Here is a 16,070-nt window from a genome sequence, read left to right as displayed (position 1 = left end):
GTCGCGCCGTCATTGCGGCAATTTGAAATCGATGGTCTGGGTGGCGAAGCCGTCGATCGGTGTGTCGCCGCGCTTGGCCGGAATGAACTTCCAGGCCTTCACCGCCGCGACCGCCGCGTCATCCAGTTGCGGCTTGCCGCTGGACTTGGTCACGGTCACCGAGCCGGCGCGACCGTTGGCCAGCACCTGAATCCGCAGCACCACGCTGCCTTCCCAGTTGCGCCGCAGAGCCAGCGACGGGTATTCCGGCGGCGGGTTGCCGAGGCTGGCGAGACCGGAAATCGCCGCCGACTCTTTCACCGGGCCCGGTGCCGCCGCAGGTGCCGGTGGCGCGCTCGGGGTGGCCGGAGCAGCAGGCGCCGCCGGTTGCGCAGGGGCGGGCGGTGCTTTTGGCGGCTCGGCCTTTTTCACCGGTTTGGGTTTCTCGACCGGTTTCGGTTTTTCGATCGGCTTGGGTTTCTCCACCGGTTTGGGCGGCGGCTTGACCGCGTCCTCGTCTTCCACCGGTTGTTCCGGTTCGGGAGGGGGCGGCGGTGGGGGCGGCGGCTCCGGTGTCGGCGGTGCCGGAGGTGTCGGGCTGGTCAGCTCGACGGTCATTTCCGGGATTTCCGGTGGCGTGGGCAGCGGTTCGGCCCGCGCCTGCTGGAAAGACCACCAGGCGCCGCCGTGTATCAGCGCCGATACCGCCACCAGCAACAGCATCTGCTGTTTGTTCAGGCCGCCGGGCTGAGAAGTGTTGGCCTTGTAGACGGGCCGACCCGCTCCCGACGCAAGCGCTGCGTTCGGTACTGGCCCCGGCGGCGTTCTGTGCTTTACCGCATCGTTCATTAAAGCTCCCTCGGGTGGATGAAGGGCAATAAGGTGCCGTTCGAACAACAAGGCGTTGTTCGAGTGAGTGGTCGCAACTTTCATACAGGTGTGCAGAAGCCGATAGTTGAACTATCTATTGAACAGGGCTTGTGCAGCTTGTTGCTTCAGTAATGCCGACTTCGATGGTTCATTGATCCGGTCCGTGGCTGTTCTTTTATAAGTGGGTGTGCAATTGAGTGGCTAACATCATTCTTGCCCTCATGGTTGATGCAATAGCAACCGCTGTGCCAAAGAGTGATCAATTGTGTAGCGGTTATTTCACGGATGATACGTATGTCGCATTTATATAAGTTTCATCAAACATGCCGGTTTTCATGGGCGCACAACCTCCCGAAGGCCCTCTTTGCAGGACTTTTTTCAGGGCGAGACAGGCCGGGCGCGGTATCGCGCTGTTCAGCGAGATAGAGCGGCTGTTCTCGTGTCGGCCAGGACGCGTGATGGTGCGTGGCGGACTGAATTGGTGCGGGTCAGTGTTTTAGCGGGTCACAGGCGATATTCCTTGTTCTTGTTTAAGTAAAGTCGGTCGTTCCACTGGAACGGTGTATTGGCTGCAAGTGCAGTTTTGGTGCGCTTCGGACATTAACGCCAAACAGCGAAAGTTGTAGCGGTGTGCTGTCTGGAAGTTATTGTCGAACAATGTTTTCTTGCATTCATTAAAGCAGCGCGCACGCAATGACTTCTTGCGTGCTATTTAAAAAATAAATAGTGCAGACGTTCAGGTAATAAAAGGCATGCACGCACTGTTCGCAGGACGAACACGGCGCAGGTACAGGGGCACGGAGAGAAGAGTGTGGCGCAGCAGATGAAGATTCACGCGGTGAACTCCTTGTTGCCAGCTCGGATACGCGAACTTTTGGTTCGGTATCGCACCTTACAAGAACGCGGATAGCGTTCGCTGATTGCTCTTGGTGCGGGATGGGCACCGCCAGCGCTGTTTTGCGAGATCAGGGATTCGCAAGCTGCCGATGAATGCGCAATCCGTGCCAAATTCGATACAACAGCTATAAATAGGGCCAGGGCAGGATGCCTTTCGCAGTGGAGGAGGGGATATGTATCAGCTCTACGGACATCGCAATTCAGGGGCGGCGGCCATCGAGGCGGCACTCGAGCTGTGCCAGGTGGCTTACCGCTTCATCGATATCGAGGCCGGTGCGGAAGCGGCGCAGGAGCTGGCGCGGCTCAATCCGCTCAAACAGATCCCGACCCTGCAACTGCCGGACGGCAGTGTAATCACCGAAAGTGCGGCGATCCTGATTCATCTGGGGCTGAGTTTTCCGCAATCCGGCCTGTTGCCCGCCGCGGGCGCTGACCGTGACCAAGCGATTCGCGGCCTGGTGTACATCGTCAGCAATTGCTATGCGGCCATCGGCATCATTGATTACCCCGAGCGCTGGCTGGTGATGCCGGACGAGGCCTCGCGGCAGAATCTGATGACGGGTGCGCGGGAACGATTGCACTGGACCTGGGAGGTGTTTGCCGACCAGTTCTCCGCCGAGCTGTACCTGGACGATGAAACACCGGGGGCGCTGGATGTATTGGCAGCGGTGGTCTCGCGCTGGGCCGGTGCCCGTGAACACCTGCGTCAGGCCCGGCCCGGTTTCCATGCGTGGCTGCAACGCATCGACCGACACCCGGTGCTGGCGCCGGTCTTCGCGCGGCATTGGCCTGCCTGAACAAAAAACAAACCTGTGGGAGCGAGCCTGCTCGCGATTGCGGTCTGTCAGCAGATACTTTTACCTGATACACCGCTATCGCGAGCAGGCTCGCTCCCACAAAGGACAGTAGTGGCTGTAAGAGTCACTCCCCGCGAATGTACTGCTCCAGCTGTTTGATCAGCTCGGCCTGTTCGGCAATCGCTTCCTTGACCAGGTCGCCGATCGACAGCAGGCCCAGCAGTTTGCCGTTTTCTACCACCGGCAAGTGGCGCAGACGCTTGTCGGACATGATGCTCAGGCAGGTATCGACGGTCTGGTGGGTATCCACCGTGATCACGTTCGCCACCATGATGTCGCGTACCGGCGTGCCTACCGAGGAGCGCCCGTGCAGCACCAGCTTGCGTGCGTAATCGCGCTCGCTGATGATGCCCACCACTTTTTCGTCCTCCACCACGAGCAAGGCGCCGACGTTTTTCTCGGCCATCTTCATCAGCGCTTCGAGCACCATGTGATCGGGCTTGATCTGATGCACTTCCTGATTTTTCTGATCTTTGAGCTTGAGCAGCTGGGCGACGGTTTTCATGGCGGTTACTCAGGTGTTGTCGTTGTTCTCCAAGCATCGTAGACCGTGGCGCGCAGAGCAAGGCCGCAAAACGGCAGATAACACGCAAAAAACGTCATTTGACGGGTTTTTTCATTGCCAGACCTGTGCCACCGGTTGTGGCAATGCCGCGTAGAATGCCTTTCTGAATCAATTCTTGAGGTCGCAGTGGTGGATTTACAGCAGGGCTTCGTCCTGACCCGGCATTGGCGCGACACCCCGGCCGGCACCGAAGTCGAGTTCTGGCTGGCGACCGACGCCGGGCCGCGCCGTGTGCGCCTGCCGCATCAGCCGTCGGTGGCGTTCATTCCGGCGGCGCAGCGCGAGCAGGCCGAGCGGGTGCTGGCGGACGAAAAGAACGTCGAGCTGCGCCCTTTGGCTTTGCAGGATTTCGAGCATCGCCCGGTGCTCGGGCTGTATTGCCAGCAACACGGTCAGTTGATGCGTCTGGAAACGGCGCTCAACCGTCACAGTGTCGATGTCTTCGAAGCCGATGTGCGACCGCCCGAGCGCTACCTGATGGAGCGTTTCATCACCGCGCCGGTGTGGTTCAGCGGCACGCCCGATGCCGACGGCGTGCTGCTCGACGCCCACCTCAAGCCTGCGCCCGACTATCGACCGCAACTGCGACTGGTCTCGCTGGACATCGAAACCACCGAGCAGGGCGAGTTGTATTCCATTGCGCTGGAAGGCTGCGGTGAACGTCAGGTGTACATGCTCGGCGCGCCAAACGGCGATGACAGCCTTGTCGATTTCGACCTTGAGTACTGCGAATCGCGCACCTTGATCCTGAAGAAGCTCAACGAATGGTTCGCCCGCCATGACCCTGACGCGATCATCGGCTGGAACCTCGTGCAGTTCGATCTGCGCATCCTCCACGAACACGCCCGGCGCCTCGGCGTGCCGCTCAAGCTAGGGCGTGGCGGCGAGGAAATGCAGTGGCGCGAACACGGCAGCCGCAATCATTACTTCGCGGCAGCGGCAGGAAGGCTGATCATCGATGGCATCGAATCCCTGCGTTCGGCAACCTGGAGCTTCCCCTCGTTCAGCCTGGAAAACGTCGCCCAGACCTTGCTCGGTGAGGGCAAGTCCATCGACAACCCGTACCAGCGCATGGACGAAATCAACCGTATGTTCGCCGAGGACAAACCGGCGCTGGCCAAGTACAACCTCAAGGACTGCGAACTGGTCACGCGGATTTTCGCCAAGACCGAGTTGCTGAAGTTTTTACTGGAGCGTGCCAGCGTCACCGGTCTGCCGGCGGATCGCAGCGGCGGTTCGGTGGCGGCGTTCACTCATTTGTACATGCCGTTGATGCACCGTCAGGGTTTTGTGGCGCCGAATCTCGGCACCAATCCCCCGCAGGCCAGCCCCGGCGGGTTTGTCATGGACTCGCAGCCGGGGCTGTACGAGTCGGTGCTGGTGCTCGACTACAAGAGCCTTTATCCGTCGATCATTCGCACCTTCCTGATTGATCCGGTGGGGTTGATCGAAGGCTTGCAGCATCCCGACGACAGCGATTCGGTGCCGGGCTTTCGCGGCGCTCGTTTCTCTCGCACGCGGCATTGCCTGCCGTCCATCGTCGCCCGTGTCGCCGAGGGTCGCGAGACCGCCAAGCGCGAACACAATGCGCCGTTGTCCCAGGCGCTGAAGATCATCATGAACGCCTTTTACGGCGTGCTCGGTTCCAGCGGTTGCCGGTTCTTCGATACGCGGCTGGCATCGTCGATCACCCTGCGTGGCCACGAAATCATGCTGCGCACCCGTCAGTTGATCGAGGCCCAGGGGCATGCGGTGATTTATGGCGACACCGACTCGACGTTCGTCTGGCTGCGTCGCCCTCACGGTCAGGAAGAGGCGGCGACCATCGGCCGGGCGCTGGTTGCGCACGTCAACGACTGGTGGCGCGAGCATGTACGCGAGCAGTACGGGCTGGAAAGCGCCCTCGAATTGCAGTTCGAAACCCACTACAAACGCTTCCTGATGCCGACCATTCGCGGCGCCGAGGAGGGCAGCAAAAAGCGCTACGCCGGCCTGGTGACCCGCGCCGACGGCAGCGAAGAAATGGTCTATAAAGGCCTGGAAACCGTGCGCACCGACTGGTCGCTGCTGGCCCGGCAATTCCAGCAGGAACTGTACGAACGGATCTTCCAGCGCAAGCCTTATCAGGATTACGTGCGCGAGTACGTGCGCAAGACCCTGGCCGGCGAGTTCGACGAGCGACTGGTCTACCGCAAGCGCCTGCGCCGCACTCTCGACGACTATGAGCGCAACGTTCCGCCGCATGTGCGTGCGGCGCGTCTGGCGGACGATTACAACGCGCAGCATGGCCGCCCGCGGCAATACCAGAACGGCGGCTGGATCAGCTACGTCATCACCCTGGCCGGGCCCGAACCGCTGGAAGTGCGTCGCGCCGCCATCGACTACGACCACTACATCACCCGCCAGCTGCAACCGGTGGCGGATGCGATCCTGCCGTTTGTCGACGACGATTTCTCAACCCTGATCGGGGGGCAACTGGGCCTGTTTTGAGTCCAGCAGTTGCAGGGTCCATTCGTCCTGGATGCCGTGGAAGTAACGCTCGAGCGCCTGATGCCAGAGGCTGTCGTCGTCGGCGAACTGGGCGAACAGGGTCATCGATGAGTGGAATTTCAGGTCGTCCGGATGGCCGAAAATCTCGGCAATCGAACGCTGCTGCACGTTCAGCACCAGCTGCGTGCAGGTCCGCAAACGGGCGCCGAGCAACGGGTGGGCGAGGAAGGCACGGGTTTCCGGGGCCGAGTTGATCGCGAACCGCCGCGACATCTCGCTGCCACCCAGCCCGGCGAACTGCGGGAATACGAACCACATCCAGTGGCTGCGCTTGCGGCCCTCGCCGAGTTCGCGCTGGACCCGATCAAACACCGGGTCCTGGGCAAGCACGAAGCGTTGCAGATCGTACGGGTCTTCCTGATCAGTGCTTCTCATGGCGAAGCCCTCTGTCAGTCGGCGGTGGCTCAGACCATGGCCAGCCGCTGCTTGCGTTGTGGCGCGTGAAACGCCTGGTCCAGCGCCGCCAGATCCCCGGCCTCGAGTTGCAGCTGCGCCGCTTGTGCATTGAGCTGCACGTGTTCCGGGCGCACGGCCTTGGGAATCGCAATCACCCCATCCTGACGCAGAATCCACGCCAGCGAAACCTGTGCCGGGGTCACGCCGTGACGAGCGGCAATCTGTTTCAGCACCGGCTCGACAAGCATCGCCCCGCCCTGGCCGATCGGGCAGTACGCCATCAGCGGCATGCGCTGCTGTTGGCACCACGGCAGCAGGTCGAATTCGATGCCGCGTTCTTCCAGGTTGTACAGCACCTGATTGGTCGCGCAGGCGGAATTCGACAGTTCCTCAAGATCGCCGACGTCGAAGTTTGACACGCCCCAGCGGCCGATCTTGCCGTCCTCGCGCAGACGCTCGAAGGCCTCGACGGTTTCTTCCAGCGGATACTGGCCGCGCCAATGCAGCAGATAGAGATCGATGTAATCGGTGTCGAGTCGGCGCAGACTGCGCTCGCAGGCCTGGGGAATGCCTTTGCGGCTGGCGTTGTGCGGGTAGACCTTGCTCACCAGGAACACTTGATCGCGCAGGCCGGCAATGGCTTCGCCGACCACGCTTTCGGCACCGCCCTCGGCGTACATTTCGGCGGTGTCGATCAAGGTCATGCCCAGTTCGATGCCGCTGCGCAGGGCCGCGACTTCACGCTTGTGCGCCGAGCGGTCTTCGCCCATGCGCCAGGTGCCCTGGCCAATCACCGGCACCTGCACGCCAGCCAATTCGAGGGTACGCATTCCAACCTCCTATCTGAAAACGGTCGATACCTAGAGTGGGCAGCAGGATAGCCCACGGGTTCCAAATGAGGTGTGTCGGCTAGTGAGCGGGAGTTTGGGAAGTGCGCAAGAAGTTGCGCAGTTATACGTAATAAAACCATGGTCAAAAACGCTACAGTCCTTGCCGATCAAGGTCTCCAGCCAAGTGCGCAAGAAGTTGCACAGCACTGCGCAACTTCTTGCGCACTTTTCGACGGAATCAGTGGGAATTTTCGCCGCATCTGCGAAGAAAACTTACCGAACCCCCGGTTTATAAGGGTTTGAAAAAGTTGGCATGCTAATTGATGGCCATTGGCCGCCTCTTGGGTGATATCACCTATCGGCGCACCCAATGATTCAGCAAGGAGAGCATCCCATGGCAACACCCGCGTACATGTCGGTTACCGGCGAAAAACAAGGCTTGATCACTGCCGGCGCCTTCACCGCCGACTCCGTTGGCAACACCTACCAGGAAGGCCACGAAGACCAGGTCATGGTTCAGGCGTTCACCCACGACGTGATCATCCCGCGTGACCCGCAATCCGGTCAGCCAACCGGTCAGCGCGTGCACAAGCCAGTTGTGATCACCAAGGTCTACGACAAGGCTTCGCCGCTGCTGCAAGCAGCTCTGACTTCCGGCGAGCGCATGAGCGAAATCGTCATCCAGTGGTACCGCACCTCGGCGCAAGGCACCCAGGAGCACTACTACACCACCAAACTGGAAGACGCGATCATCGTCGCCATCAACAACAAAATGCACAACTGCCAGGACCCGGCGAACGCCCACTTCACTCATCTGGAAGAAGTGCAGTTCACCTACCGCAAAATCACCTGGACCCACGAAGTCTCCGGTACTTCGGGTTCCGATGACTGGCGTGCTCCGGTCGTTTAATTACGGCTGATCGTTTTACTGTCTCGGCCAGCGCTGCTGGCCGAGATCATGAATTTCAAAAGAATTTTTTGCCGCCAGATCCTTATCGATCTGGCGCGCATCGCAGCACTGTGCGAGGGACAAGGGAATGTTCTCACCGGCCAACCAGCCCCATTTCAATCTGACCATCGATGGCGCGGACAGCGATTTTCAGGTGCTGTCGTTCACCGGTCGGGAAGCCCTCAATACGCCCTTCGAATTCGAGCTGGAACTGGTCAGTGAAAAGGCCTCGATCAACCTCGAAAGCCTGCTGCACAAACTGGCGTTTCTGCAGCTGTCGCCGAGCGGAAGCGGGATTCACGGGCTGATCTACAGCATCGCCCAGGGCGAGGCGGGCAAGCGCCTGACCCGTTATAAAATCTCCCTGCGGCCACAGCTTTCCTATCTGGCGCACCGCTTCAACCAGCGCATTTTTCAGCAGATGACGGTGCAGCAGATCATCAGTCAGGTGCTGGAAGAACACGGCATTCTGGCCAGCGATTACCACTTTCAGTTGAGTGCGGTGTATCCCGAGCGGATCTACTGCACGCAGTACGACGAATCGGACCTGCATTTCGTCCAGCGCCTGTGCGAAGAGGAGGGGATTCACTACCACTTTCAGCACACGTCCAGCGGCCACAAACTGACCTTCGGCGATGACCAGACGGTGTTCCCGAAACTCGCGCCCGTGGCCTATCAGCAGGACTCCGGGCTGGTGGCGGACAAGCCGGTGGTCAAGCGTTTCGGCCTGCGCCTGGCCACCCGTACCAGCCGCACCACGCGGCGCGATTACGACTTCGTCAAACCGAAGATCGAGCTGGAAAGCGACGCCAAAAGCAGCGCCCAACCGGACCTGGAAGACTACGATTACCCGGGCCGTTTCGTGGACCGTGAGCGCGGCAAGCACCTGGCCAACCGCAACCTCGAACGCCACCGCAGCGACTATCGCCTGGCTGAGGGCAACAGCGATCAGCCGATCCTGGTCACCGGGCATTTTCTGGCCCTGACCGACCACGCCAACCCGACGTGGAACGACCTGTGGCTGCTCACGGAAATCTTCCACGAAGGCAAACAACCGCAAGTGCTGGAAGAGTCGGTGACCAGCGACACCACCGACAACAAAGACGATTTCCATCAGGGTTACCGCAACCGCTTTAGCGCGATTCCGTGGGACGTGCCATACCGTCCGCCGCTGGACCACCCGAAACCCAAAGTCCTCGGTTCGCAAAGCGCCGTGGTCACCGGTCCCGAAGGCGAAGAAATCTTCTGCGACCAATACGGCCGGGTGAAGGTCCAGTTCTTCTGGGACCGCGAAGGCCAGCACGATGACAAGACCACCTGCTGGATGCGCGTGGCCTCCAGCTGGGCGGCGGAAACCTTTGGCTCGATCAACATTCCGCGGGTCGGCATGGAAGTGCTGATCACCTTCCTCGAAGGCGATCCCGACCAGCCGCTGATCACCGGTTGCCTGTACCACGGCGCCAACCTGCCGCCGTACAAACTGCCGGATTTCAAGACCCTGGCCACGGTCAAGAGCAAGGAATACAAGGGCAGCCGCGCCAACGAACTGCGCATCGACGACACCACCAGCGAGATCAGCATCGCGCTGCGCAGTGATCACGGTGCGAGCGCGATCAACCTGGGTTACCTGACCCATCCGCGTCCAAGCGGCGGCCAGCCGCGCGGCGAAGGTTTCGAACTACGCACCGACCGCCACGGCGCCGTGCGTGCTGGCGCCGGTCTGTTGATCACCACCGAACCGCGTCCGAACGAATCCAAGCACCACAAGGACTTGCCGGAAACCGCCGAACGCCTGGCCACCGCCAGCGATCAACAGGACGGTTTCGCCACGCAGGCCAAAGAGCTTCAGGCCCAGGAAGCCGGCGATCAGGACGACGTGGCCAAGGCCTTGCACGCGCAGCATCAGGGCGTGCTCGGCAGCGGCCCGGCAAACCTCACCGCCAATGAATTTCCCGAGTTCACCGAGCCGCATCTGGTGTTGGCGAGCCCGGCCGGCATCGCCCTGACTACGCCGCGCTCCAGCCACATCGCCACCGGCGAACACCTGGCGCTGAGCAGTACCGGTCACACCAGTTTTTCCATCGGCAACCGCCTGCTGGCCAGCGCCAGTCGCGGCATGCGCCTGTTCGTGCAGAGCATGGGCTGGCGGCTGGTGGCGGCGTCCGGCGACATCGACGTCAAGGCACTCAAGGACAGCATCAACCTGCTGGCCAAGCTCAACATCACCGCCAACGCCGACCGCATCACCATCACCGCCAAGACCGAACTGGTGATCCAGGGCGGCGGCAGCGCCACGACCTACAACGCCGGCGGCATCACCCACGCCACCAGCGGCCCGTACACCGCCCACGCGGCGAACTTTGCTTACACCGGTGCCAAGAGCCTCGCGGGCGTGTTCCCGGAACCGCCGAAACCGGGCAAGGGCAACCTCGAACTGTTCAACCAGTACGCCGGTCGCCAGGGCATCAAGGACGGCGATTACGAAGTCATCGATGCGCTGGGCAAAAGCATCAAGGGCAAGCTCGACGCCAAAGGTTTTGCCAGCGTCGCCGGCGCCGCACCGGGGCCGGCGCGGGTGCTGTTCGGCAAGGATCCTGCGGACACCTGGAGTGAAGGCAGCTACATCGGCAAGCCGGAATGGCCGTTGAATCCGCCGGGTGCGGATGACGTGCCGAGCCAGGTGCAGGCGATGGTAGCGCAGGCGCTGCCGAGCAAGAACTGGGACATGTTGGAGAAGGGCAAGGAATTGGCACAGACAGGGATGGGTGCGATGCAGACCGCGCAAGGTGCGATGCAAACGGCACAGCAGGTGAAAGGCGTGATGCAGGGCGGGGTGGCCGGGTTGCCGAAACTGGCGAGTGCGGCGATGCCGAGTGCGTCGGGGATTCTCGGGGCGGCGAGCAAGGCTGGCAAGTTGCCGAGTCTGCCGGCGCCGACGCTTCCAAAAACTTCCTTGAAAACCCCGGGCCTGCTGGCGGGTGAGAAGCTGTCATGACCACTGAAAATGCTGTTGTAAAACGTGAACCTCAGGTTGCCATTGTTCCCCTGAGTGCCATCGACATTCAGGATGTCGCCAGCGGTGCGGCGACCTTCGATGCCTGGCTTCAATCCGCCAGCGGCGGGGTGGTCACCCTCGACCGGATCAAGAACGTTGCCGGCTCCTTGCCGGTGGTCGGCAACATCATGGCGCTGGTCGATGCGCTGGGTGACATCGTCACCCTGTCGAACGCCAAGCAGCGCGACTTGCTCGCGTGGGCCAGCCTTGGCATCAACCTGATCGGCGTATTGCCTTTACCACCGGCGATGGCAGCTGCACGGATGACCCTTCGTCCGACTCTGTTTCTGGTGCGCCAGGAGATGAGGGCCAGCAGCAAGTTGTTGCTCAGCACTTCCGTGATCGAGGTGCTGGTCGGTCACCTGAACGCCTCGATTATCGGCACGCTGGATGATTTTGTTGAACAGGCCAAAGGCAAGTTGCCCGGTATTTTGGCGGACGCTGGCAAGCTCGGCGAAGAAGTCGTTAACGAAATTGCCAAGGGCATCGAAGCGGTGGCGTTTGGCAATCTGGATGCCAAAGGTGATCTGAATGCAGCCAGCGCCCAGGCAAGCGCTGCGGCCGACCAATTCAAGAATGATCCGCTGGCGTCTTTCAGCAATATTTTTGGGGCTGCCAACAGCGCGCTGAAGTCAGCAGGCAAAGGCCTGGCCAACAGCGTGGCGCAAAATCTCGTTCCTGATGACCTCAAAAAAACCGTTTCCGACGAAACCAAAAAACTGCGGGCGATGGGTCCGGAACTTCGCACCCAATTGAGCAAGCTGGACGACGAGTCCGTTCAGAACTCCATCGGTTGGTTGCTGCTGATTCTTTCCAGCGCCGTGACGTTGTGGCGCAAGCGCAATGCCCATGGCCAGAACGCCGCCGTCCATCCGGAGAAGACCGGACAGGCGAAGCGTACGGCATCTGAGGGGCAGTTGGCCGCCCACGGCCAACAGGCACCGGCGAAAGGCGCGCCCAACCCGAAGAAAGGTCCCTGCGAATGCGCCACGGACTTCAGCATCAATTTCGCCTTGGGTTCGGAAAGTCTCAGCCATACCGATTTCAGCCTGCCCGGACCCTTTCCGATCGAGTGGACCCGCACTTACAACTCACGCCTCGACGCCTACGATCAGAGCGATCTCGGTGCACGCTGGATCAGCGAGTTCACCACGCGTTTCGACTGCGTGGATGATGGCCTGACCTTCTACGGCGCCGACGGCCGCGATCACAGCTATCCGTTGCCCAAAGTCGGTCTGTTCCACTACGACGCCATCGAAAACATCACCCTCGTTCGTGCCAGCGAAGATCAGTTGCTGGTGTGTCACGGTTTCGAACGCAAGGAAACCTACGTCCGCCGTGGCCAGCGTTATGTACTGACCAACATTTCTCTGCGCAACGGCGCCGGGATCATGCTGCATTACGAGCATCGTCACGGCGAACAGTCGGTGCTTTCGGACCTGATCACCTATCAGGAAAACGACTTCACCAAAGTCCACCTGCACCTCGGCACGATGATCGACGATCACGGCCGGTTTATCGGCCTCTGGCAAATCGTTGACGGCGAACCGCTGCGCCAGCTCTGCGCCTATCAATACGACGCCTATGGCGACCTGATTCAAGCGCAGGACGAGAACGGTGCAGTCTGGTCGTATCAGTTCCAGCATCACCTGATCACTCGCTACACCGACCGCACCGGACGCGGCATGAACCTGCAGTGGGACGGCCCCGGCGCCAAGGCCAAAGCCATCCGCGAATGGGCCGATGACGGCAGCTTCGACACGCGCCTGGAATGGGACGACAACATCCGTCTGACCTACGTCACCGACGCCCTTGGCAACGAGACCTGGCACTACTACGACATCCTTGGCTACACCTACCGCATCCGTTACGCGGATGAGCGTTCGGAATGGTTCTTCCGCGACGAGGCCAAGAACATCGTTCGCCGCGTGAATGCCGACGGCAGCACCGATCGCTACAGCTACGATGAACGCAGCAACCTGCTCGAACACATCCGTGCCGATCACACGGTGATTCATTACGCCTACGACGATCAGGATTTGCTGATCAAGATCAGCGACGCCGAGGGTGGTCAGTGGCAACGCGCCTATGACGACCAAGGCAACCTGGTCGAAGCGCTCGATCCGCTGGGCAACAAAACCCAATACGCCTACAACAAATCCGGTCAGCCCACGGCGATCAAGGACGCCAACGGCAACGAGAAGACGTTGGACTACAACGACGCCGGGCAACTGGTCGAGTACGTCGACTGCTCAGGCAAGACCAGCACCTGGGAATACAACGAACTGGGGCAGATGATCTGCTTCACCGACGCCGCCGGTAACGCCACCGAATACGAATACAAGGCTGGCCAACTGGTGCTGATCAAGCACCCGGACAAGACTGAAGAGCGCTTCGAACGCGACGCCGAAGGCCGGCTGTTGACGCATGTCGACGGTCTCGATCGCTGCACCACCTGGAGTTATAGCGCGGCCGGTTTGATCGCCGAACGTGTCGATGCCGCCGAGCAAACCCTGCGCTATCGCTGGGACCGTCTCGGACGGTTAACCGCCCTGGAAAACGAAAACGAACAACGCGCTCACTTCCACTACGACCCGGTCGGTCGTCTGCTCGAAGAGCGCGGTTTCGATGGGCGCAGCACACGCTATCAGTACGACCCGCTCACCGGTCGCCTCGCCCAATCGATCAATGGCCAACGCATCATTTCGGTGAGCTTTGACCCGATGGGTCGCTTGACCGAGCGTCGCGCCACTCTGGGTGACCAATCGCAAAGCGAAACCTTTGCCTATGACGGCAACGGCAATATGGTGCTGGCCGACAACGCCGACAGCCGTCTGCAATGGTTCCACGACCCGGCCGGCAATCTGCTGCGCGAACACCAACATTACCTCGGACTGGAAAAGCCCACCGTCGCGATCTGGCAGCACGAGTACGACGTGCTCAATCAACGTGTTGCCACCGTTCGCCCGGACGGTCACCGCGTCAGTTGGCTCACTTACGGTAGCGGCCACCTGCTGGGCATGCGTCTGGATGAGCATGAACTGATCGGCTACGAACGCGACGACCTGCACCGCGAAATCGCCCGCCATCAAGGCAATCATCTGCTGCAAACTCAAAGCTGGGACCCGGCCGGACGCTTGCAGGAGCAACTGCTGGGGCGCAGCGATGACAAAAGCATCCTGCTCAAGCGCGAATACAAATACGACGCTGCCGGCCAACTGACTGACATCAATGACAGTCGCCGCGGCCCGCTCGCCTATCGTTACGATCCCGTCGGTCGACTGCTCAGCGCCGTGACGCGTCAAGGCGTTGAAACGTTCGCCTTCGACCCGGCCGGTAACCTGCTGGATGACAAGACCGCCGAAATCCGTCGTCCACTGGATCTGACGCCACCGCGCAGCAAACTGGTCGACAACCTGCTGCGCGAATACGCCGGCACCCACTACGACTACGACGAGCGCGGTAACCAGATCCAGCGCTGGCACAACGGTCAGCGTAGCGATCTGCGTTGGGACCTGTTTGATCGACTGGTGCATTTCGAGGACACGCGCCTGAGCGTGGATTTCGCCTACGACGCGTTGGGACGACGTCTGCACAAAAACTCCCGCGCCCACTACAAACAGCGCCCGGAAGCCGGTTCCCTCTGGAACAGAAACGAGCACGCCCGCAAACAGCGTGAACTGGGCTGCGGTTTTACGCTTTACGGTTGGGATGGCGACAATCTTGCGTGGGAAAGCAGTCTGGCGCAGGGCGATGGCGAACCGGGTCGCACGGTGCATTACGTCTTTGAACCGGGCACTTTTGTACCCGTTGCACAGGCTGTACGGCATGCGCCGATCAAGCTGATGGGGCTGCCGGATTACAGCGGTGAATACAGCCTTGATGAAGACCCAGTGTGGAATCACAAGGCAACGGCGTTACCGTTTGATGCGTTGGCCTGGTATCAATGTGATCACCTCGGTACACCGCAGGAACTGACGGATTCACAAGGCAATATGGCTTGGACCGCGCAGTACAAGGCGTGGGGGCAGGTGAAGGAACAGCGCTCGGACTGGGCGCGGCAGCATGGCGTGACGAACCCTATACGGTTCCAAGGGCAGTATCACGATCATGAGACGGGGCTGCATTACAATCGACACCGGTACTATGACCCAAGTGTTGGCCGTTTCATTAGCAAAGACCCGATCGGTTACATGGGAGGGCTAAATCTTTATGCATATGCACCAAATCCGACAGGCTGGGTCGATAGCCTTGGTTTGAGTGCAACATGCCCATGTGAATGTAATAAAGTACTTGAAGCTGAAGGTGTAGTGACAGGTCGCCATGGCGACCTTCGAAAAATAGGGGGGCTCCAAGACTCCCACCACATCTATCAGGATGCGTCGATGAATGGAATTTCAGGTTATAAATACAATGATGCGCCAGCGATAAGCCTTCAAGGAAGAAACCCAGACGGAACCACACGAGGAACTCCGCATTATAATGCTAATCGAGCCCAAGATAAGGCATCAACTGCCGGCCTGCTAGGAAGTGAGACTGTCGTAGCCTTCAAGTCGCTACGTGCTGCGGGACTTAGTCCGAAGGCAGCGAAGTGTGCGACACTCCAGGCTCGTGGCTACTTCACCGGTATTAAAGCCAACGCGGGTACCAGCACCGCAACACCTTCCAAGAGACGGAGTCGATAAATGAGTACACCCACCAATCACGAAGCTTATGCCAAGACCCAATTGCTCGTAGAGGCCATCGATCGACGTGACACGTCTACACTTGAGCAAGATTTTGGAATATCCAGCGCGGTTGCTGATGAGATTTTTGAGTGTATTGATGATTATTTCGCTAAAGGCACCAAGATATCCATCGCGCCTGAAGAAAAGGCTTTTGACTCAAGCAAGCAAGGCCGGCCTTACATTGATGTATATGAAACTAATGAAAAAGCGCTCGGCTTAGAATGTGTTCTTTTTGCTGATGGTGCACCTGGTGAAGCGATCCTTCACCTCGAGATTTCCGGAGTTAATGGGGGGCTGAGGGTTTATTACAAGTACATTGGTTCCTAATGGCTCGCAGAAATGCTAAAGTTATCGCGGTCATTGAATGCAATTGATTACTAATACACCGGTTTAGG

10 protein-coding genes are annotated in these 16,070 nt (G+C 59.9%); 6 read left to right on the top strand and 4 right to left on the bottom strand.

The window, feature by feature from the left end; genetic code table 11:
* Positions 1-9 precede the first annotated feature (9 nt).
* Positions 10-828 carry an energy transducer TonB gene (locus NE357_RS18365; RefSeq protein WP_169431055.1) on the bottom strand — a complete coding sequence of 273 codons (819 nt, stop codon included), beginning with the start codon at positions 826-828 and terminating at the stop codon, positions 10-12.
* 1,091 nt (positions 829-1,919) lie between these two features.
* Here NE357_RS18365 and NE357_RS18360 point away from each other — a divergent pair.
* Positions 1,920-2,543, top strand: a complete 624-nt coding sequence (locus tag NE357_RS18360) for a glutathione S-transferase (RefSeq protein WP_169431054.1) — start codon at positions 1,920-1,922, stop codon at positions 2,541-2,543.
* A gap of 124 nt (positions 2,544-2,667) precedes the next feature.
* On the opposite strand, the gene NE357_RS18355 is transcribed toward NE357_RS18360, so the two are convergent.
* On the bottom strand, positions 2,668-3,108 hold the full coding sequence (locus NE357_RS18355; RefSeq protein ID WP_085712511.1) for a CBS domain-containing protein: 441 nt from the start codon (positions 3,106-3,108) through the stop codon (positions 2,668-2,670).
* A gap of 189 nt (positions 3,109-3,297) precedes the next feature.
* Between NE357_RS18355 and NE357_RS18350 the strand changes: the two genes are divergently transcribed.
* The gene (locus NE357_RS18350; RefSeq protein WP_169431053.1) at positions 3,298-5,658 is read left to right on the top strand and encodes a DNA polymerase II; all 2,361 of its coding nucleotides are present in this window, start codon (positions 3,298-3,300) and stop codon (positions 5,656-5,658) included.
* Here NE357_RS18350 and NE357_RS18345 read toward each other — a convergent pair.
* Together NE357_RS18345 and NE357_RS18340 are read right to left on the bottom strand one after the other, a co-directional pair.
* Positions 5,623-6,093: a DUF1810 domain-containing protein gene (locus NE357_RS18345; RefSeq protein WP_169431052.1), complete on the bottom strand. Its 471-nt coding sequence runs from the start codon at positions 6,091-6,093 to the stop codon at positions 5,623-5,625. The genes NE357_RS18350 and NE357_RS18345 overlap by 36 nt on opposite strands.
* A 29-nt stretch (positions 6,094-6,122) precedes the next feature.
* On the bottom strand, positions 6,123-6,944 hold the full coding sequence (locus NE357_RS18340) for an aldo/keto reductase (protein WP_169431051.1): 822 nt from the start codon (positions 6,942-6,944) through the stop codon (positions 6,123-6,125).
* Positions 6,945-7,338: 394 nt separating this feature from the next.
* Here NE357_RS18340 and NE357_RS18335 point away from each other — a divergent pair, with 394 nt between their 5' ends.
* The 4 genes from NE357_RS18335 to NE357_RS18320 all read left to right on the top strand — a co-directional run bounded on the left by NE357_RS18335 (position 7,339) and on the right by NE357_RS18320 (position 16,002).
* Positions 7,339-7,854, top strand: a complete 516-nt coding sequence (locus NE357_RS18335) for an Hcp family type VI secretion system effector (protein WP_169430015.1) — start codon at positions 7,339-7,341, stop codon at positions 7,852-7,854.
* Positions 7,855-7,981: 127 nt separating this feature from the next.
* On the top strand, positions 7,982-10,888 hold the full coding sequence (locus tag NE357_RS18330; protein WP_169431050.1) for a type VI secretion system Vgr family protein: 2,907 nt from the start codon (positions 7,982-7,984) through the stop codon (positions 10,886-10,888).
* Positions 10,885-15,633 carry an RHS repeat-associated core domain-containing protein gene (locus NE357_RS18325; RefSeq protein WP_249314313.1) on the top strand — a complete coding sequence of 1,583 codons (4,749 nt, stop codon included), beginning with the start codon at positions 10,885-10,887 and terminating at the stop codon, positions 15,631-15,633. Before NE357_RS18330 ends, NE357_RS18325 begins: the two co-directional genes overlap by 4 nt.
* Complete coding sequence (locus NE357_RS18320; protein ID WP_169431049.1) at positions 15,634-16,002, top strand: hypothetical protein; 369 nt, start codon at positions 15,634-15,636, stop codon at positions 16,000-16,002.
* The last annotated feature ends 68 nt before the right edge of the window (positions 16,003-16,070 follow it).

This window comes from Pseudomonas sp. G7(2022) (assembly GCF_052660475.1).
The sequence above is the reverse complement of the archived record's forward strand: the minus strand, read 5'-3'. Positions and strand labels throughout refer to the sequence as shown.